Annotated in this window: 18 protein-coding genes; 4 read left to right on the top strand and 14 right to left on the bottom strand. The window is 39.1% G+C overall.

The window, feature by feature from the left end:
- Positions 1 to 110: 110 nt before the first annotated feature.
- The 3 genes from trpS to rpe are packed head-to-tail and all read right to left on the bottom strand — an operon-like array spanning position 111 to position 2,495.
- A complete protein-coding gene (gene trpS, locus CWB65_RS17055) occupies positions 111 to 1,115 on the bottom strand; it encodes a tryptophan--tRNA ligase (RefSeq protein ID WP_006793110.1) in 1,005 nt (334 codons plus the stop codon).
- 31 nt (positions 1,116 to 1,146) lie between these two features.
- Positions 1,147 to 1,812, bottom strand: coding sequence for a phosphoglycolate phosphatase (locus CWB65_RS17050; RefSeq protein WP_008131697.1), 666 nt, complete (start codon positions 1,810 to 1,812; stop codon positions 1,147 to 1,149).
- On the bottom strand, positions 1,812 to 2,495 hold the full coding sequence (gene rpe, locus CWB65_RS17045; protein ID WP_008131698.1) for a ribulose-phosphate 3-epimerase: 684 nt from the start codon (positions 2,493 to 2,495) through the stop codon (positions 1,812 to 1,814). The genes CWB65_RS17050 and rpe overlap by 1 nt, the downstream gene beginning before the upstream one ends.
- Positions 2,496 to 2,700: 205 nt before the next feature.
- Here rpe and CWB65_RS17040 point away from each other — a divergent pair, with 205 nt between their 5' ends.
- Together CWB65_RS17040 and CWB65_RS17035 are read left to right on the top strand one after the other, a co-directional pair.
- On the top strand, positions 2,701 to 2,997 hold the full coding sequence (locus CWB65_RS17040) for a hypothetical protein (RefSeq protein WP_006793107.1): 297 nt from the start codon (positions 2,701 to 2,703) through the stop codon (positions 2,995 to 2,997).
- A 3-nt stretch (positions 2,998 to 3,000) separates the two neighbouring features.
- Positions 3,001 to 3,186, top strand: coding sequence for a DUF2970 domain-containing protein (locus tag CWB65_RS17035; RefSeq protein WP_074210163.1), 186 nt, complete (start codon positions 3,001 to 3,003; stop codon positions 3,184 to 3,186).
- On the opposite strand, the gene CWB65_RS17030 is transcribed toward CWB65_RS17035, so the two are convergent.
- The 9 genes from CWB65_RS17030 to CWB65_RS16990 all read right to left on the bottom strand — a co-directional run bounded on the left by CWB65_RS17030 (position 3,131) and on the right by CWB65_RS16990 (position 12,031).
- Positions 3,131 to 4,000 (bottom strand): Dam family site-specific DNA-(adenine-N6)-methyltransferase, encoded by an 870-nt coding sequence (locus CWB65_RS17030; protein WP_006793106.1) that lies wholly within the window; start codon positions 3,998 to 4,000, stop codon positions 3,131 to 3,133. The two genes, CWB65_RS17035 and CWB65_RS17030, sit on opposite strands and share 56 nt — an antisense overlap.
- A gap of 53 nt (positions 4,001 to 4,053) precedes the next feature.
- On the bottom strand, positions 4,054 to 5,376 hold the full coding sequence (locus tag CWB65_RS17025) for an SPOR domain-containing protein (protein WP_138741068.1): 1,323 nt from the start codon (positions 5,374 to 5,376) through the stop codon (positions 4,054 to 4,056).
- A complete protein-coding gene (gene aroB, locus CWB65_RS17020) occupies positions 5,377 to 6,447 on the bottom strand; it encodes a 3-dehydroquinate synthase (protein ID WP_008131701.1) in 1,071 nt (356 codons plus the stop codon).
- A 30-nt stretch (positions 6,448 to 6,477) separates the two neighbouring features.
- On the bottom strand, positions 6,478 to 6,996 hold the full coding sequence (gene aroK, locus CWB65_RS17015) for a shikimate kinase AroK (RefSeq protein WP_006793103.1): 519 nt from the start codon (positions 6,994 to 6,996) through the stop codon (positions 6,478 to 6,480).
- A gap of 184 nt (positions 6,997 to 7,180) precedes the next feature.
- Entirely contained in the window at positions 7,181 to 9,274 is a 2,094-nt protein-coding gene (locus CWB65_RS17010) for a type IV pilus secretin PilQ (protein WP_039036262.1), read from the bottom strand.
- Positions 9,261 to 9,800, bottom strand: a complete 540-nt coding sequence (locus CWB65_RS17005) for a pilus assembly protein PilP (protein ID WP_006793101.1) — start codon at positions 9,798 to 9,800, stop codon at positions 9,261 to 9,263. The genes CWB65_RS17010 and CWB65_RS17005 overlap by 14 nt, the downstream gene beginning before the upstream one ends.
- Positions 9,797 to 10,402 (bottom strand): type IV pilus inner membrane component PilO, encoded by a 606-nt coding sequence (locus tag CWB65_RS17000; RefSeq protein WP_006793100.1) that lies wholly within the window; start codon positions 10,400 to 10,402, stop codon positions 9,797 to 9,799. The genes CWB65_RS17005 and CWB65_RS17000 overlap by 4 nt, the downstream gene beginning before the upstream one ends.
- Positions 10,392 to 10,964, bottom strand: a complete 573-nt coding sequence (locus CWB65_RS16995) for a PilN domain-containing protein (RefSeq protein ID WP_006793099.1) — start codon at positions 10,962 to 10,964, stop codon at positions 10,392 to 10,394. The genes CWB65_RS17000 and CWB65_RS16995 overlap by 11 nt, the downstream gene beginning before the upstream one ends.
- Positions 10,952 to 12,031 (bottom strand): pilus assembly protein PilM, encoded by a 1,080-nt coding sequence (locus CWB65_RS16990; protein WP_006793098.1) that lies wholly within the window; start codon positions 12,029 to 12,031, stop codon positions 10,952 to 10,954. The genes CWB65_RS16995 and CWB65_RS16990 overlap by 13 nt, the downstream gene beginning before the upstream one ends.
- A 131-nt stretch (positions 12,032 to 12,162) precedes the next feature.
- On the opposite strand from CWB65_RS16990, the gene CWB65_RS16985 reads away from it, so the two are divergent.
- On the top strand, positions 12,163 to 14,664 hold the full coding sequence (locus tag CWB65_RS16985) for a penicillin-binding protein 1A (RefSeq protein WP_033025746.1): 2,502 nt from the start codon (positions 12,163 to 12,165) through the stop codon (positions 14,662 to 14,664).
- A gap of 147 nt (positions 14,665 to 14,811) precedes the next feature.
- On the opposite strand, the gene metL is transcribed toward CWB65_RS16985, so the two are convergent.
- Both metL and metB read right to left on the bottom strand, forming a co-directional pair.
- Positions 14,812 to 17,157 carry a bifunctional aspartate kinase/homoserine dehydrogenase II gene (gene metL, locus CWB65_RS16980; RefSeq protein WP_008131713.1) on the bottom strand — a complete coding sequence of 782 codons (2,346 nt, stop codon included), beginning with the start codon at positions 17,155 to 17,157 and terminating at the stop codon, positions 14,812 to 14,814.
- A gap of 5 nt (positions 17,158 to 17,162) precedes the next feature.
- Positions 17,163 to 18,392: a cystathionine gamma-synthase gene (gene metB / locus CWB65_RS16975; RefSeq protein ID WP_008131714.1), complete on the bottom strand. Its 1,230-nt coding sequence runs from the start codon at positions 18,390 to 18,392 to the stop codon at positions 17,163 to 17,165.
- A gap of 199 nt (positions 18,393 to 18,591) precedes the next feature.
- Here metB and metJ point away from each other — a divergent pair, with 199 nt between their 5' ends.
- On the top strand, positions 18,592 to 18,912 hold the full coding sequence (gene metJ / locus CWB65_RS16970; RefSeq protein ID WP_006793094.1) for a met regulon transcriptional regulator MetJ: 321 nt from the start codon (positions 18,592 to 18,594) through the stop codon (positions 18,910 to 18,912).
- The last annotated feature ends 23 nt before the right edge of the window (positions 18,913 to 18,935 follow it).

Genomic DNA, 18,935 nt, shown 5'->3' with positions numbered 1-18,935 from the left:
ATAAAACAGACAAATTAGCAGTATCGCTACTGTTTTTATTTGGGTCTATCATGTTGATATGTGCCATATGAAAAATGCCGCTAATAAGCGGCATTTTTATTTCAATAAACCTATCCGCGTGGAATAAACCCTAATGCATCGTATACCGATTTAAGCGTTTTCTCGGCACGTACACTGGCTTTTTCAGCTCCAGATTTCATTATGTTATCAAGTAAATTTTGATCTTCTCTAATTTCTTTAAAGCGAGCTTGAATTGGTTCAATCATGCTTACTACTGCATCGGCTGTATCTTTTTTAAGATGACCGTACATTTTACCTTCAAACTCTGGCACTAAGTCCTCTATTGAGCGCTTAGTCGCTACGCTTAATAAAGTAAGTAAGTTAGATACACCTGGCTTTTCAGTTCGGTCAAAGTAAATACGCGCTTGCTCGTCTGAATCGGTCACTGCTTTTTTAAGCTTTTTCTCAATCTTTTTAGGCTCATCTAATAACATAATGTAGCCGTTTGGATTTTCGTCAGACTTTGACATTTTCTTGAGTGGGTCTTGTAGGCTCATTACACGCGCACCAAACTCTGGAATGTAAGGCTCTGGCAGTTTAAAAACGTCACCGTATAAGTTATTAAAGCGTGTCGCTATGTCACGCGTTAGCTCTAAGTGTTGTTTTTGATCTTCGCCTACTGGTACCTGATCGGCTTGATAAAGTAAAATATCGGCCGCTTGTAAAACTGGGTACGAAAATAAGCCCACGTTTACATTGTTAGCATGCTTTGACGACTTATCTTTAAACTGGGTCATGCGGTTAAGTTCACCCATTTGCGCGTAACAATTAAGTACCCACGCTAACTGTGCGTGCTCTGGCACTTGAGACTGAACAAATAACGCTGACTTTTCAGGGTCGATACCGCATGCAGCATACAATGCAACGCCATCTAGTACACGAGAGCGTAATAATTCTGGCTCTTGGCGAACGGTGATTGCATGCAAGTCAACCAACATAAAGAAACTTTCGTGATCTTCCTGTAACTTTAGCCACTGGTTAATAGCGCCAACATAGTTGCCTATTGTCATACCACCGGTTGGCTGAATGCCGCTTAAAACTACTGGTTTACTCATGATTTTCCTTTATTTACTTAATTATTAATATTTAACGCTGTGTTAGGACAGGTATTATATCTAAGAAGTTATCGCATAGGTACTGTGGATTATAATCAGCAAGGTTTTCACCTTGATTATAGCCATAGCCTACTGCAATTACATCAATACCCGCCGCTTTTGCAGCAAGTATATCGCTTTTAGAATCGCCAATCATTATTGCTTTAGAGGCCTCAATATTTAGCTTTTTACACGCAAACAATAATGGCTCAGGTGACGGTTTTTTTGCCATATCATCGCCACAAATAATAAGCTCAAAATGATTGGTAAGTGCTAACTTATCAAGAAGTTTTTCAGTAAAAATTCGAGACTTATTAGTTATCAATGCTTTTTGCATACCACGTAAAGCTGCAAGCCCTGTTTCAACATGTTGGTATAACACGCTGTATTGGCCTACCTGTTGTTCATAATGCTTATGAAACTGTGCAATGGCTTTATTAGTTAGTGATTCATCTAAATGCTCACTAACCTGTATATCACCACTCAGTGCCCGCTTTACCAACATATCTATACCATTACCTACCCAGCTTTCGACCAAAAGTTGGCTTACAATAGGAAATGCCAAGTCGCTTAATGTTAAGTTAATTGAGATATATAGGTCATATACACTATCGACTAGTGTGCCATCCAAATCAAAAAATGCCGCATCGTACTGCATTATTTTACACTCTCAAGTTGCTTACGCATTTGATCAATAACTACTTCGTAGTCTGGCTGATTAAAAATAGCAGAGCCTGCTACAAACATATCTGCACCGGCCTGAGCTGCTGCAGCGATATTATCCACCTTAATACCACCGTCCACTTCTAGTCGAATATCTCGACCTGACTCAACAATTCGTTGCTTTGCCTGCGCTAACTTTTTAAGTGTATGAGGAATAAAGCTTTGCCCACCAAATCCGGGGTTAACAGACATGAGTAAAATAGTATCTAGCTTATCAATTACATGATCTAAATAGCTTAAACTGGTCGCTGGGTTAAATACTAAGCCAGCTTTACAGCCATGATCTTTGATTAATTGAATCGTGCGATCAATATGCTCACTCGCCTCTGGGTGAAAAGTAATTATTGAAGCCCCCGCCTCTGCAAACTGTGGAATGATGCTATCGACAGGCTTAACCATTAAATGCACATCAATTGGCGCGGTGATACCGTAGTCCCTTAGTGCTTTACACACCATAGGTCCAATCGTTAAGTTAGGTACATAGTGATTATCCATTACATCAAAATGCACTACATCTGCACCTGCGGCTAAAACGCTATCAACATCTTCACCAAGCTTTGCAAAATCAGCTGAAAGAATTGATGGGGCAATTAAGTATTTTTGTTCTGGGCTAAACATAGCAGATTCACCAATGAGTAAAATATTACGTTAATGTAACTCAATTGATGACGTTACCCAAGCAACTAAGGCGTAATACTGTTGCGTTTGAAGTACTTAAGTGGCTATTTTTGACATTTAATTAATAGTCTTTATTAGAAACAAGTTTGTTATTTGAGCAGTTTTTGTTATGCTTAAAAAAGTAACAAAATATTAGGTTCAAATCATGCGCGCTTTTAAAATTGGGATATTAATTGCATCTGCATTATTAGTTATTGGGGTAGTAAATTTTACGCCAAGTTCAGGGCAAGAGTTAAGCTCGGTTAATAATTGTGCTCCGCAATCAACACACGAAATAAACACAAGTAAACCCTGTTTACATGTACTTGAAGAAGACTCTTCTTGGTTTTCTTGGATCACTGGTGATAGCCGCAGCGCTCAGTTTCACTACTTGGATTTACTTGAGTTATTAACAAGCTCAGACGACAGCAAGAAAACACCTTCTTTAAAGCCTTTATTCTAGAAAATGCGGCACTTTATTAGCGCGTTGCAAAGTGTGCTAGCCGCATTTTTTGGTGTTCAATCAGAACAAAAGCGCCGCGCAGATTTTCAAGAACACTCTATTTCCTCAATCATTGCTATTGCGATAATACTATTTATCGCTTTTGCGCTTTCAATTTATGCTGTGGTTGTTTTAGTGGTAAGTACATAGCCATTAACTCGCCTACTTTATTACGAGTTCCGCCCTTAGGGCTTATCGTTCTTTTTACTTGAATTTGATCAAGTGATGCTTGGCTGTATATTTTCCGTGTCCATACTGTATCGTGATTTGAAATAAGCACTGGGGTGTTATTTTCAAACGCCGCTTTTTCTGCCAAATTAGCTAAATTAGCCTGATCATCTAAATTAAACCCGCCCTTAGCATAAGAAGTAAACGAAGCCGTTTTACTCAAAGGGACATAGGGTGGATCGCAATAAATAACCGCGTTATTAGGAACCAGTTTAAATACGTCATCGTAGCCTAAGCATGTAAACGTCGCTTGCTGTGCTTTTTCAGCAAAAAAGTACATTTCCTTTTCAGGAAAATAAGGCTTTTTATATTTACCAAATGGTACATTAAAAATACCTTTTAAGTTATAACGGCATAAGCCGTTGTAACCAAAACGATTCATGTATAAAAATAGCATTGACCGCTCATATACATCACGGCTTTGATTAAACTGAACTCGGTATTCGTAGTACGCATCGGGGTGGTTATTTAAATCAACGAATAGCTTTTTTGCATCACTAATAAACTCATCGGGTGAATTTCTTAATTCTTTATATAAGTTGATTAAATCAGCATTAATATCGTTAAGAATATAATGCTTAAAATCGCTATTTAGAAAAACGGAACCGGCACCAACAAAAGGTTCAACCAAGGTATCAGCATGCGAACTTGCTTGGTTTAATCGCGCGTTAATATCATCAACGAGACTGTATTTTCCGCCAGCCCATTTAAGGAAGGCTCTACTCTTTTGCTGCATTGGTTCTTTACTTCAATCTGGTGTTGCGCGATTTTACACTAAAGCGATTTATATTACTGATCAACTCGTGCAATTTCTTGTTTTATTTTACTAATTTTTTTATAAAACGGCTTATTTTTTAAGATACTTGCAGGTAGGTTTTTCATACCTTGCTGTGCATCCTTCATGCTTGTAAAACTGCCGGTTGTCACCACCCACCATGTTTTACCATTTCTTTGAGTTTGATAAGTGTACGCCGTTATTTGGAGTGCATACTGCTTTATAAAATCATCTACAACTTGCTTTTGTGTTACTGCAAGTAACTGAATCACCGTATTTGAATCATTTTGCTTAGAGTACCAAGAGCTAGCTTCGTTAATGGGCAGTTGCACTGATGATGCATTAACCTCATTGTTAACTTTTGATTGCACAAGCTCTTTAACAGGTTCATCTTTTATGAGTGTATCAGAGCTAATAGGCTCATTGATCTCGTTGCCTGCATTTAAGCTTTGCATGATCGCGGATATATCGTTTTTTCTTTCACCTTCAGCGGTAGGCTGTATGTCGGCTACTTTTTCTTTTGTTACTGTGTCAGGTATAGGTGCAATAGCCTGGCTCACTGGAATAGCAGTGCTATCAACCTCAATGGTGCCTTGCTCATAATGCTTTTGCCACCAATCACTCATATCTGACTTATATAACAAGCCTATAATTAAGAACATAATGAGCAACATAAGTACCAGTAAATGTACACGCCATGATACTTTATCTTTAACTTTGATATCTGCGATGTACTCATCCTGTTGCCATGCAAGCAATAAACTAGGATTACCATTAGCTTCAGCTAAAAAAGCTTGGAAAACAGGCTCTTCATCGTGAGGAAGCTTTTCAAAGTACCACCCCATTAACTGCTTACTTTCATGAAGAGGAAGCCGTTCAAGATGAATTTCAACTGCATGTTCAACCGGCAACTTTGCAGCTGAGGCAATCATAATATAGAGAGTGATTGGGCTATTTTTAGCTAGCAGCTCCAGCTCAATTAAAAACTCTTCTGATAAGTGCCTACCACCGTCAATAACCCATAAACAGGAGCCCGGTTGTTGTTGATTAAGTAACTGATAAAAATTTTCAGACAAACTTAAATTATGATCAACCAACGGGTTGTTAAAGCTTTGCTCTAATAGATCGCTCATTAACTGAGCGTCCGTCAATTTTGCACTCGACTGTACAAATGCTTTATTAAAGTCGTTGTATTTATCGGTAATAAAGGTTTCAAGTAGATAGCTTTTGCCTAGGCCTGATGTGCCCAGTAAAACAATGAGGTTTTGACCATATTCAAATTGCAGTGCGATTCTATCCACCAAAGCCGCACGGCTTGGTAAAATTTGTGACTGCATTTAGTGCTCGATTAATGCTCGGACTTGATCGTCAGATACATCGTCTACCAATGCACATTGACCAAATTGAGTGGGTAAAATAAAACGGATAGTTCCTTTTTTATTTTTTTTATCTTTGCGCATGTGCAATAAAAATTGTTCACTCGTCATATCTGCAGGTACTTCAGTTGGTAAGTTATATTGTTTAATAACATCCACAATACGCGCTACATCCTGCTGCGTTAAGTCACCTCGAGTGTGAGCCAACTGAGAAGCTAACACCATACCCGTAGCAACAGCTTCACCATGAAGCCACTTACCATAACCCATTTGGGCTTCAATTGCGTGACCGAAGGTATGCCCCAAGTTTAGCAATGCTCTGAGACCTTGCTCTTTTTCATCCTCAGCAACTATTAACGCTTTAATTTCACAGCACCTGTAAATGATATGCTGCAGGCATGTTTCATTTAGCTGCTGTAAGTTTTCAACATTTTGCTCTAAATAAGTAAAAAGCTCGGTATCGTATATTAAACCATACTTGATAACTTCAGCCATTCCTGCCGCAAACTCTCTTTTTGGGAGTGTATGAAGAGACTGAGTATCAATAAAAACAGCTTGTGGCTGATAAAAAGCCCCAATCATGTTTTTTCCTAACGGATGGTTCACCGCTGTTTTTCCACCAACAGATGAATCCACTTGCGATAAAAGTGTTGTAGGTATTTGAATAAACGGCACGCCACGTTGATAACATGCAGCTACAAAACCAGTTAAATCACCAACTACGCCACCACCTAATGCAATCAAACAAGTATCGCGACCACAATTATTTTGCAGTAAAAAAGCGGATATTTTTTCAAACCACTCTAGTGACTTGTATTGCTCACCATCAGGTATGATAAAGGAAAGAGGATTTAATTCAGCTAATGAATCAAGTAAGCCTTGTAGATATAAAGGTTCAATTGTGTCATTAGTAATGATGATAGGCCGACAATCACCAATATGATGAATTAGACGGCCATTATCTTGAAGTGCAGATTGCCCAATATAAATAGGATAACTTCGCTCGTCCAAATTAACAGTTAATTTAAGCATGCTCAGCTAATCCTTTATTATGTATTGGTTTTAAAAATCTAGTTTCTCAATGATTTGATTTGCAACAACTTTAGCGCTTTGCTCATCAGTGCGTACAACAAAATCAGCCACTTCTTTATATAACGGTTCGCGTTCTTCTGCTAAGCGCTCTAGTACATCACGAGGTGCTTCTTCTGTTTGCAGTAACGGGCGACGCTTGTCGCGTTGTGTGCGTGCAACTTGCTTTTCAATAGGTGTCTCTAGGTATACAACGATACCACGAGCCGAAAGCTTGTTTCGAACTTCTTTACTCATTACTGAACCACCACCTGTAGCAAGTACAATACCTTGCATTTCAGTTAAGTCGCCAATAACAGATTCTTCACGAAGTCTAAAGCCTTCTTCACCTTCAAGATCGAATACCCAGGCAATATCTGCACCCGTGCGGCGTTCGATTTCTTGATCAGAATCAACAAATTCAAGGTGTAATTGATCGGCAATGTGACGACCAATTGTGCTTTTTCCAGCCCCCATGGGGCCAATTAGAAATATATTACGTTTCTCAGCCATATCTTTTAGTACAAACGAACTCTAAAATTTGAAATAAAACCCCGCCTAACGACCTGGCCCCAAAATTAAGGAGGGGATTATCTCAGTAATTGCAGGGGTATTTCAAGTCAATTAGAATAAAAAGCCACATAACGAGCAATTAAACTAAATAATCACCCGTTGATTAACAAAAAAGTACCTTATTTTAATCTATTTGTATTTTTGGTGTCACGAAAATAAGCAATTCACGCTTTTCATTAAATTCACTGGTGCTTTTAAACAACCTACCAACATAAGGAATATCACCTAATACCGGCACTTTATTTGTAGTGTTGATTATCTGCTGTTGGAAAATCCCACCCAGTACGATAGTTTGCCCGTTTTCTACTAATACTTGTGTTTGAATTTCTTGAGTATCTATCGAAACGGCCTCACCGGTACCTGTTTGTACAGTATCGCCACGTGTATCTTGCGTGATAATTAAGTCTAAAATTACTTTATTATCAGGCGTTATATGTGGTGTCACCTCTAAACTAAGTACTGCTTTTTTAAAGCTTACCGTTGTTGCACCACTAGAAGCTGATTCTGTATAGGGTATTTCAGTACCTTGTTCAATGCGCGCTTTTTGCTGATTGGCAGCAATAATACGCGGGCTTGCAATAATCTCGCCTTTATTCTCTTCTTCAAGCGCACTTAACTCTAAATCGATTAATGTCCCGTTGGCGAGTTTTGCTATGTGGAGGCCTATACTTGCCGCTGGGTTTGTAATAGGTAGATTTACATTTAATCTATCTGTTAAGTCAGGGATTACCCCATTTGAAATGGTTTCAGCACCTTCTAAAGAACCAGATATGCCATCACTACCTTGCTGATCGCTAAATCCCCAACGAACACCTAGGTCCTCAGTTACGTTATCACGCACTGTTACCATACGAGATTCAATAACAACCTGTTGAACCGGTATGTCCAGGGTTTCAATCATACGTCTAATATTTTCTATGCTCTTAACAGTATCTTTAACGAGTAAAGTGTTAGTACGCTGATCAACCGACACACTTCCGCGTGGGGTAATGATGCTATTAATATCTGTTTTAAGTAAGTCAGCAAAGTCTTCAGCTTTGGCGTAATTTAATCGCATATATTCGCTATAAAGCGGCTCTAAATCTTCAACTTGCTGCTTTGCTTTTAGATCTTTTGCTTCACGGGCTGCAAGCTCTTCTGCTGGCGCTACCATTAAGATAGAGCCATCCATGCGCTTGTCCAATCCTTTTATACGTAATACGACATCAAGTGCTTGGTCCCACGGCACGCCATCTAAGCGCAAGGTAATGTTACCGGTAACGGAATCGCTTGTTACTAAGTTAAAGTCGTTATAGCCTGCGATAATTTGTAATGCTGCACGGACTGAAATATCTTGAAAGTTTAAGGTCATTGGTCGACCTTGATACTCTTTACCACCATCTAGGTAAGCATTTTGAGTTTCATCTTTTTCAACTGTGAGGGTAAGAATATTGTCTATTTGCTGATACGTGAATGTAAACTCGGCATTAGGTTCTATAACAACGCGGCTTCGCCCTTCTTCTTTAAACGTTTCGATAGTACTAACAATGGTACCAAAGTCTAAAACATCCAACTCATAAAGTAGATCGTCCAGAATATCTGTATGGTGAAAATCTGCGTAAATTTTGCCGCCACTTTCGTGAACCTCTATAGCAGCTTGAGTGTCTTGTAAAAATACAAGTACCTTTGCCTCACCTTTCTCACCACGCCTAAAATCAATAGATTGGATGCGGTTAATGTAGTTTCCACTCACATCACCTGTCAGAACGGCTTCATCTTCAGTTACTGAACCGGTTAATGGGTTATCCGATACTCGTATTGAAACTAAGTTGTTATTAACTTCTGTTTCATACATTTTTAATCTGTCTAGATTAACTGTTACCTTTAAACCTTGCTCAGATAACACATTGGTGACACTACTAATACCTGCTTGATTAACTTCAACGTCATTTAATCCTAATTCTAACTCTGCGGTATCAAAAAACATTTCAATACGCGCTGGGCTGTTAAATACTTGAATTTGTGGTTCTAAAGTTATCTCTTCGTCGAAAACAAGCTGTAGTTCGGTTTCACCTTTAAGTAATGGGTTATAACGTACATCGTAAAGCAATGGTCCTGCCAAAGCATTGTTAGCACAAACCAAAGCGGCTGTTGCAAATAAAGCTCTCGCAATGCGATTAAACCAAAGAACATCCTTATGCATGTTATTTTTACCTTTTTTATTATTAATTTGCGCCATCAGTTGCCGCCTCTAACATTTCCAGTTTAGTCAGGCGCTCTTTCCAACAACCAGAGCCATCAGGGATTAATTCAACTAATTCTATAAAATCGTTACTCACAGCTTTTACCTTGCCATCGTAACTGCCCAAATAATTACCAATCGTTACACGATGTAATGTTTCATCTGCAGCAGTTATAAGCGCCCAAACTTGACCACTTGAACCAATTGTACCTTTCATTGCTAAATTATCTAACGGGTATTTTTCTAATGGCTCTCTGCGCCTGTCTGGATCTGGATGTAAACAGTTTTTTATTTGCGTCAGTTTGTTCTGAATTATTTCAGGTTGAGGTGCCACAAATGGACTTCGTAAATTTCCAGCACTATATTCAAAAATCTCAAATTGAGTAAGTTCAGGAATCGACTCAACTTTAGGCGTTGTGCTTGCTTTTACCTGGTCAATAAACTCTTTTTGTTCCGAGGTATCGTCGTTACACCCCACTAACGCAACAACAGCCAATAGCGGCATTAAATGAAGGAGCCTCATTTTTTAACTCCTTCTTCATAACGGTAAGTTTTTGCTACAACACTAAATGTTAGTTGTTTTTCGCCAGAAGACGTAATAGAAAAGTCATGCAAACTAACTATTCGTGGTAACTGAGCAACTTTGCCAACAAATTCACCAAATTCATGATAAGTACCTACTACTTCTATTTTGATAGGTAGCTCTGTATAAAACTCTTTCTCTACTTCAGGTAACCAACCAATTTTTAAAAATGTTAAACCGCTCGTTGTGCCAACATAAGATAAATCGTCAAGTAAGCCTGGTATTTCGTTTGATGTCGGTAACCGCTTAAGTAATTGAGAAAACTTGTCTTCCATTTCTATCATTTGTTGGCGATAAATATCTAGCTTACTCGCTACAGCGTATTTTGTTCTGTAGGTACTTCTTAAGTCGACCTCTTTTGATACCGCATTATGGTAGCTATCAATCTCGTCAGAAACTAACAGGCTATAGCTAAAAAATAATATGAGCCCAGCAACAAATGCACAGCAAATTACCTTTACAGCAGCAGGCCAATCACCAATATTGTCTAACTCAATTTCATTCCAATCTATTTCGCCAAGCGCTTTAAAATCAAGGTTCATTACGTACCTCACCAATCTCATCAAATGGTTTTACGTAAAACTCCATACTAAAGTCACTTAGTAAACGCGAAGACTGATCACCTGCAACAATATCCTGCATGGTCAAACGCTCTAACAAATATGAACTTTGTACCTGGCGGATCATAGTAGATAAACGGTTATTTGATTCACTTCGGCCAAGTACATAAATCTGGTTCCCTCTGCGTTCCAGCTTTGTTAAGTAAATACCTTGAGGTACTATTTTTGTTACTTCATCCATAATTTGTGTGCCAAGGTTACGGCTACTTTGCAGCTCTTCGATTAATCGCATTCGCTGCTGTAGGTTTTCTTTTCGTTTGTCTAATTCTCTAATATCACTGATCTTTCGATCAAGCATGCTTATTTCAGAACTTAAGTAATTATTTTTTAAGTTTTGTCCGTCTTTTAATGCACTGTAAAACATACTTAATAAGTACATACTTAAAAAACAAGCTAAAACAATTCCAACTAGTATGGTTACAAATTTCTTTTTAGATTCTTCGCGCTGCAGTTCTCGCCAAGGCAATAGATTTATATGTGGCATGATGAAAAGCTCCTTAATGCCAAACCTGTTGCAATTGCAAACTGTGTTCGGTGACGCTGCATAACATTACGATCTACTTTTGGCGAAATTTCCATATTTGCAAACGGTTCTGCAACAACACTGTGTATACCTAATTCTTCAATTAATAAGCGATCAAGCCCTTTGATCATAGAAGTTCCACCAGTAAGCACAATGTAGTCTATTTGTTCTTTACCACTCGTTGTTAAAAACATTTGCACCGCTCTACGTACTTGCTGAAGCAACGCTGTTTGAAATGGCGCTAATACCTCAAAGGTATAGTTAGGTGGTAAGTCGCCTGATGTTTTACCTATTTCAGCTTCATCAAACCCTTTGTTGTAGTAGTTAACAATACTATTTGTGTATTGATCACCACCAAAAACCTGGTCACGTGTATAAATAGTTTCACCAGCTTGCACAACACTTACAAGCATGAGTACGGCACCAATATCTACAACAGCAACACACTTATTGAAGGCATCGCTTGGTAGCTGTTGATAATAAACGTCCATCGCACGGCTTAAGGCGTAACTTTCTACATCAACAATCTTAGTATCGAGATTAGCCTCTTCTAATGCGCCAACACGTGCTTCAACACTTTCTGTTCGGGCTGCTGAAAGTAATACATTCATTTTACTCGGATCAGCTTCGTTAGTAGAGAGCTTTTCAAAGTCTAAGCTAACTTCATCAAGGGGGTAAGGTATTAAACTATCTGCTTCAATTTCAATTTGAGATTCAAGTTCTGCATCGCTCAACGACACATCCATAAAAATTACTTTTGTAATAACCGTTTGCCCTGACACCGCCACTGCTGCATTTTTAAGTGACTTAGGTAATTTTCTTTTTAATTTTGTTATTACATTACCAATCGCTTCAATATCTTGAATCGTTCGTTCACTCATGGCGCCTTTAGGCATGGGCTCAATTGCTAGGGCCTCTAATCGAAATCCACTTTCAATTTCTCTCAGAAGCACCGCTTTAATCGAGTGCGATCCGATATCAATTCCTACCATCATTGGCGACGGCTTTTGAAATAGTTGACTTAGCATGTTTGCAACTTGGCCTTTGTTTTAATAATAAACAAGTTATAATTTTTTTCTGAAAAAATATTATTCATTTTTTAATCAATATATACTATCAGTCCAAACTCGCAATTGGGAGTCCATTTAGGGAAATATAAGTGATTTTATTAAAACGAACTTTACAATTTTTTATCATTTGTACGTTAATCGGTCTGATAACTTTGGTCAGTCTTTATTACTACGTTAAACCTGATATCCCCAGTGTGCAAGTTTTAAAAGACGTGCAATTACAAACTCCTATGCAAGTATTCACTAAAGATGGCCTTTTGATCAATCAATTTGGTGAAAAACGTCGAATTCCGGTCACTATTGATGAAATCCCACAACCTTTAATTGATGCATTTTTAGCAACTGAAGACAATCGCTTTTATGACCATATAGGTATAGACCCTATTGGCATAGTTCGCTCTGCTATTGTTCTTATTTCTACAGGCGAGAAAAAACAAGGTGCTAGTACTATTACCATGCAACTTGCACGTAATTTTTTCTTAACCCGAGAAAAAGCTTATATCCGTAAAATAAAAGAGATATTCATCGCTCTACACATAGAAAATGTACTTACTAAAGATGAAATTTTAGAACTTTACCTAAACAAAATCGAGCTAGGTAACCGCGCCTTTGGTATTGGAGCTGCCGCTCAAGTTTATTACGGTAAAGAGTTAAAAGACTTAACGCTTGCTCAAATGGCGATGATTGCTGGCTTGCCAAAAGCGCCTTCGGCGTTAAACCCAATTCGCAACCCTACCCGTGCAAAAGCACGCCGTAATGTTGTACTTGGTCGTTTATTAACTGAAAATTACATAACACAAGACGTGTATGATGATGCAACAAGCCAACCTATTACCGCTTACTTTCATGGTGCTGAAATAGATTTATACGCACCGTACATTTCTGAAATGGTGCGTGCAGAAATGGTTTCACGTTACGGAATAGACAAGGCATATAATTCAGGCTTTAAGATATTTACCTCTGTTGAGTCTAAAGTACAAAAAGCGGCGCAAACCGCGCTAGTTAATAATCTTCATAGCTACGATATGCGTCATGGCTTTAGAGGCCCAACCGCTATTTTATGGGATCCTGAAAAACAATCAGCGCTAAGTAAAGAGAAAATACTAGCTAAACTCAATGAAGCCAAAGAGATAGGAACGTTAAAAGCAGCTGCTGTTATTAACGTGGATGAAAAAAATGCCACGGTATTGCTTAAAAATGCAGAGCAAATAAACCTGAATTGGGACAACTTAAAATGGGCACGCAAATACATAACTCGTTATCGCCAAGGTTTTGCTCCAACTACGGCAGCTGAAATATTAACGCCAGGAATGCAAATCTGGGTGCGTAAAAACAGCAATAACGAGTATGAACTAAGCCAATTACCTGAAGCATCAAGCGCAATTGTTTCACTTGACCCACAAGATGGCCGCATTAAAGCCATTGTTGGCGGCTATAGCTTTGAACAGAGCCAATACAACCGAGCTATTCAAGCAAAGCGCCAAGTGGGGTCAAACATAAAACCATTTATTTATTCTGCTGCGCTTGAAAACGGCTATACGCTCGCCTCAATTTTAAACGATGCGCCAATTAATCAGTGGGATAAAAGCCAAGGTGTGGCATGGCGACCTAAGAATAGTCCGGCTGTTTACAATGGCCCAATTAGAATTCGTCGCGCGTTAGCACAATCTAAAAACGTAATATCAGTTCGTTTGCTCCGAGGTGTTGGTTTGCAACGAACAGCAGATCACTTACTAAAATTTGGCTTTAAAAATTCAGACATCAACCGCAGTGAATCCTTAGCACTGGGCAGTGCTTCAATTACTCCAATTGAACTAGCTCGCGGTATGAGTGCATTTGCGAATGGTGGGCATTTGATTGAGCCGTACTTTATCTCAGAAATCCAAGATGCTTACGGTAACAGTTTGTTTAAAGCTAATCCTTCAGTAGTGTGTGACGACACTTCAGATCAGTCATTAACCCCAGACAATACTACTGGATTATTCCCACAACAAAATACTGATACGCCACAATTAAAATGTGCCCCTCAGGTCATATCAAAACAAAATGCATTTTTAATTGCTCAAGCAATGCATAGCGCTGTTTGGGGAGGTGGAAACTGGTCACATAAAACGGGTTGGTCAGGAACAGGTTGGCGCGCTCAAGCATTAGGCCGTCGTGATCTATCAGGGAAAACAGGCACAACTAATGACTCTGTAGATACTTGGTTTAGTGGCTTTAATCGAAATGTTATGACCTCGGTATGGGTTGGTTTTGATAACCCTGGCAACCCGCTAGGCAGAACTTCATACAATAATAATCTTGATAGCGGGCAAATATCAGGGGCTGAATCTGGCGCTAAAACAGCACAACCGGCTTGGGTTGAGTTTATGAAAGTTGCGCTTGAAGGTAAACCTGAAGCCCCCATAGAGCCGCCAGAAGGTTTAGTGTCTATTCGGATTGATTTAGAAACCGGTTTATTAAGTCATAAAAATGATTACACCAGTCGCTTTGAGTATTTTGACAAAGGCACCGCCCCCACAAAATACGTAATGTCTCAACCAACAGATATATTTGAAGAAGACACTAAAACAGAAGAAGAACTGTTTTAAATAAAGAACGGCAGCCATTGGCTGCCGTTTTTAGTTAATACCAAATTTAGCTGTTCTAAATAAGAATTTTTAACTCAGATAGCGACACGTTTAGCCCCGCAAAATGATTAGGTATTATTGCGGATTGATACAAGGCCCTTGTAACCTTTATTTTATATTTTGTACCAACCAATATAAGTCAGAATGAATACCCGCAGCGGTTACTTCCTTACCCGCACCAGGCCCTTGAATCACAAGAGCGTTAGCGCTATACCACTTACTATTAATGACAAAAATATTATCGCCAGGTGTTAAATTAGCTAACGCATCACCAATAGGAGTATAAGTAATACCTACTTGAGCGGTTACTTTGTTTTCCGTAATTTCAAGTAAACCCGTGTAACGAAGTACGGAACTTTGTGCCTTGGCATTTGCAGCATGAGCGTCAATAAAGTCATTGAGGGTGGATTCATTAGCTAAAAAGTCGTCCCAACTTCCTATAGCAAGCGTTTCGGGCATGAGTGCTGATAAGCTTATATCATCAAGGTCGAGTTCTAAGCCAAGCTCTCTGGCAAGTATAAGCAGTTTACGCTGCATATCACGCCCTGACAAATCTTCACGCGGATCGGGCTCTGTGAACCCCATCTTTTGTGCTTCAAGCACCAGATCAGAAAATGGTATTGTTCCGTCAAACTTACTGCATAACCACGATAACGTGCCTGAAAAAACACCTTCAATACGAGTGATTTTGTCACCACTGTTTTGCAAATCTGCCAATGCAAAGTTAACAGGTAAGCCTGCACCTACGCTTGTGTTGTAGCGCCAATGCAAATTTCGCTCACTAATACTCGTACGCAAAGCTTTATACCATGCTGTATCTGCAGTTCCAGCGTATTTGTTAGCACTGATCAAGTGGCAATCTAATGCAACAAACTCCGGGTATAACTGGCTAAATGCCTCGCTTGCGGTAATATCAACAACCACTTTATGCTCATAATCAAGTTCACTAATTATGTTTAGTAATGTTTGGTTATTATAAGCTTTGCTTTCTGAGAGAAAATGCGTTTTCCAATCAGCAATGTTTATACCACTGGGATTAAAAAGTAATGTTTCAGAGCGTATTAACCCGACCAATTTAATTGTAAAGTCACCAGATAAACGCTCGAATTGAGCTGACAACTGCTCTATAAATACCTCTCCCACATTGCCAAGGCCCGCGATTATTAAAGCGACTTCTTGGCCTTTATTAATAAGCTTATCGTGTAAAACACTGAGTATATCGCTATCTATAACCTGATCCGTTAATAGTAAAATGTATCCACTGTCTTGGTGAATAAAGCGCGGCTCGATGGCATGAGCATTTAACGTATCAATAGCCAATACATTCAATTTTGAAATATCATTAACAGGCGCTACAACCGCACAGCCATTTAAGCTCGACTCGCTAATGTTTGCTCTACCCTCAAAATAACTAACAACTTTATATGATGAAGCAGAGGGGACAACTAAATAAGTTTCACCATTTTGACTAAAGTGATGAATGCTGTGTTGAATCAGCTGGCTAACATCTGCGACTTCGCCTTCGGCCAGCTTTTCAACTGTTAATAAATCGATGTTGTTTAACGTGGTAATAAAACGCTTTTGTTTTACATTTCCTTCTTTAACTATATCTGTAGGCGTTGCTTGCACATCAAAACTACTACGAACAGATAGTTTTATGTCGCTGTTTCTTAAAGGAGAAAGCGTTTTAGCGTGTAAAACAGGATTACCTAATCGAGCTAATAGGTTAGCTTGACCTCTACACACTTTATTGTATTTAACCGCTTTACTAACTTTGCGAGGGTCTGTGCTGTATACACCTTGTGTATCGGTCCAAATACACACCTGTTTAGCATGGCAGTAATTAGCGAGTAAGGTTGCACTATAGTCACTCCCATTGCGACCAAGTGTAACCGTATCACCCAACGTATTTGATGCAATAAAGCCTGTGACAACATTAATGTAGTCTGGGGTTATAAACTTCGCACATTGCTGCGCATTTTGGGTATGTAACAATTGCCCATTATTTAATGTAAAAAGTGTTCGAGCATCAAGGTCACAAGCATTAATATTTAATTGCGTAAGGTAAAGCGCCAATAAGCGTGCAGACCAGACCTCACCATGAGCAAGCAAGGGAGCCTCTTTCAAGCCTTGGTTTTTTATCAATTCACTAATCGCTGTTAGTTCACTATGCAAAAGCCTTAAAGCAGTTCGCTTAAGATCTGCATGAAGTAACTGTGTGATTAAATCAGTTTGATGATTATTTAATTGCAGCAATATATCAGCAACGACATGCGTATCCTGTTGCTGATAGCTTTGCCATAACTTCACCAAAGTATCGGTTGTTTTTCCCGCCGCAGATACAACAACACAATCGCCCGGCTGAGTATGCTCTAAAATAATACTCGCAACTCGCTCATACCGTTGAGCCGAACTAAGGCTTGAACCACCAAATTTATGTACCGTTTGTGTCATATTGTTCACCAAAGCGCTGGATGAGCGGCACTTAATTTAATGTCACCGCCTGCTCCTTTGTTTAAACTTGCTTTACTGCCTGGCTTTACAAGCTGAAACACGCGCTCTAAATCAGCTAATAAGTCGTTTATATCTTCTATACCTACTGAAACTCGAATAAGTGTATCGCCCACTCCCGCTTCAAGACGTGCTTTAGGCTCCATGCCAGCATGGGTCATGGTTGCAGGATGGCATATTAGGCTCTCTACTCCTCCCAAAGACTCTGCCAAGCTAAAGTCACGTAAGCTGGTTAAAAACGCCGCAGCATCGTTTATGTCACCTTTAATATCAAAACTCACCATGCCACCAAAGCCTAGTTGCTGCGCTTTGGCTAATTCATGCTGCGGGTGTGATTCAAGACCAGGGTAATAAACTTGGCGAACAAATTCCGATTTTTCTAAATATTTAGCAATCGCTAATGCGTTTTCTTGATGCTGCTTTAAACGCACATTTAGTGTTCGCAACCCACGCAATGTTAAATAACTATCAAATGGCGCACCTGTAATACCTATATTATTTGCCCACCATGCCAGTTCATCGCCCAGCTCTTGTGAAGCAGCAATCACCGCACCGCCCACTACATCTGAATGACCATTGATGTACTTGGTGGTGGAATGTACAACTATATCAACACCAAATTTAATAGGGTTTTGTAATGCTGGTGATAAAAATGTGTTATCGGCAGCGACTAAAGCACCGCACTGCTTAGCAACATCGGTTATTGCTTTAATATCAGTTAAACGTAGTAATGGGTTACTTGGTGTTTCTATCCAAATTAGCTTAGGTTTAATTGCTAAAATTTTATCTATACTTTGTGCTTGTGTTAAATCTAAAACTTCTAGCTTGAGCAAACCGCGCTTTTGCAGTGAAGTAAATAAACGATAGCTTCCGCCGTAACAATCATGTGGGATCACTAACGTATCGTCATGATTTAGGATTTGCGTAGCCAAGTGAACGGCAGACATACCCGTGGCAGTAATAATACCGCGTACGCCACCTTCAAGCTCAGCCAAGGTTTCAGCTAAAATATCACGATTGGGGTTACCACTTCGCCCGTAATCGTATTGACGCTTTGTATCAAAGTCGGCAAACGAATAGGTGGTTGATAAGTAAATAGGTGCGACAACTGCGCCATGATGTTTGTCTGCTTCAACACCACTTCTCACTGCAATGGTTGCTTTATTTTTTTCGCTCATATTCGTCACCTATTTAATTTGGATGTTTAGACGTCTAAAAGAGTAATTTATCTTATTAAAGATGTCAAAACATTTAAAGCTCCAGATGGCTAAACAACTAGTATTTGACTATCTTTTTTAAATCGATAGAATTTCACGCATATTCATATGTATTGTAGTGCATATGAGCAATTATTAATCTGAGGCGACGATACATCTTATGGCTAAATGGAATGGTGAGTATATTCACCCATACGCAGAACACGGGAAAAAATCAGAACAAGTAAAAAAAATTACCGTTTCAATCCCACTAAATGTATTAAAGGTATTAACGGACGAACGCACGCGTCGTCAAATTAATAACTTACGTCATGCAACAAATAGTGAATTACTTTGTGAAGCATTTTTACATGCATTTACCGGTCAACCTTTGCCTAACGACGACGACTTACGTAAGGATAACGCCGAAAAAGTACCTGAGGAAGTGAAAAAAATAATGCAAGAAATGGGGCTAGAAGTGCCTGTTTTAAACGAAGACTAAACCTAATTTAGACACAAAAAAAC

This window comes from Pseudoalteromonas sp. S554 (genome assembly GCF_005930865.1).
Lineage (GTDB): Bacteria > Pseudomonadota > Gammaproteobacteria > Enterobacterales > Alteromonadaceae > Pseudoalteromonas > Pseudoalteromonas marina.
The sequence above is the reverse complement of the archived record's forward strand: the minus strand, read 5'-3'. Positions and strand labels throughout refer to the sequence as shown.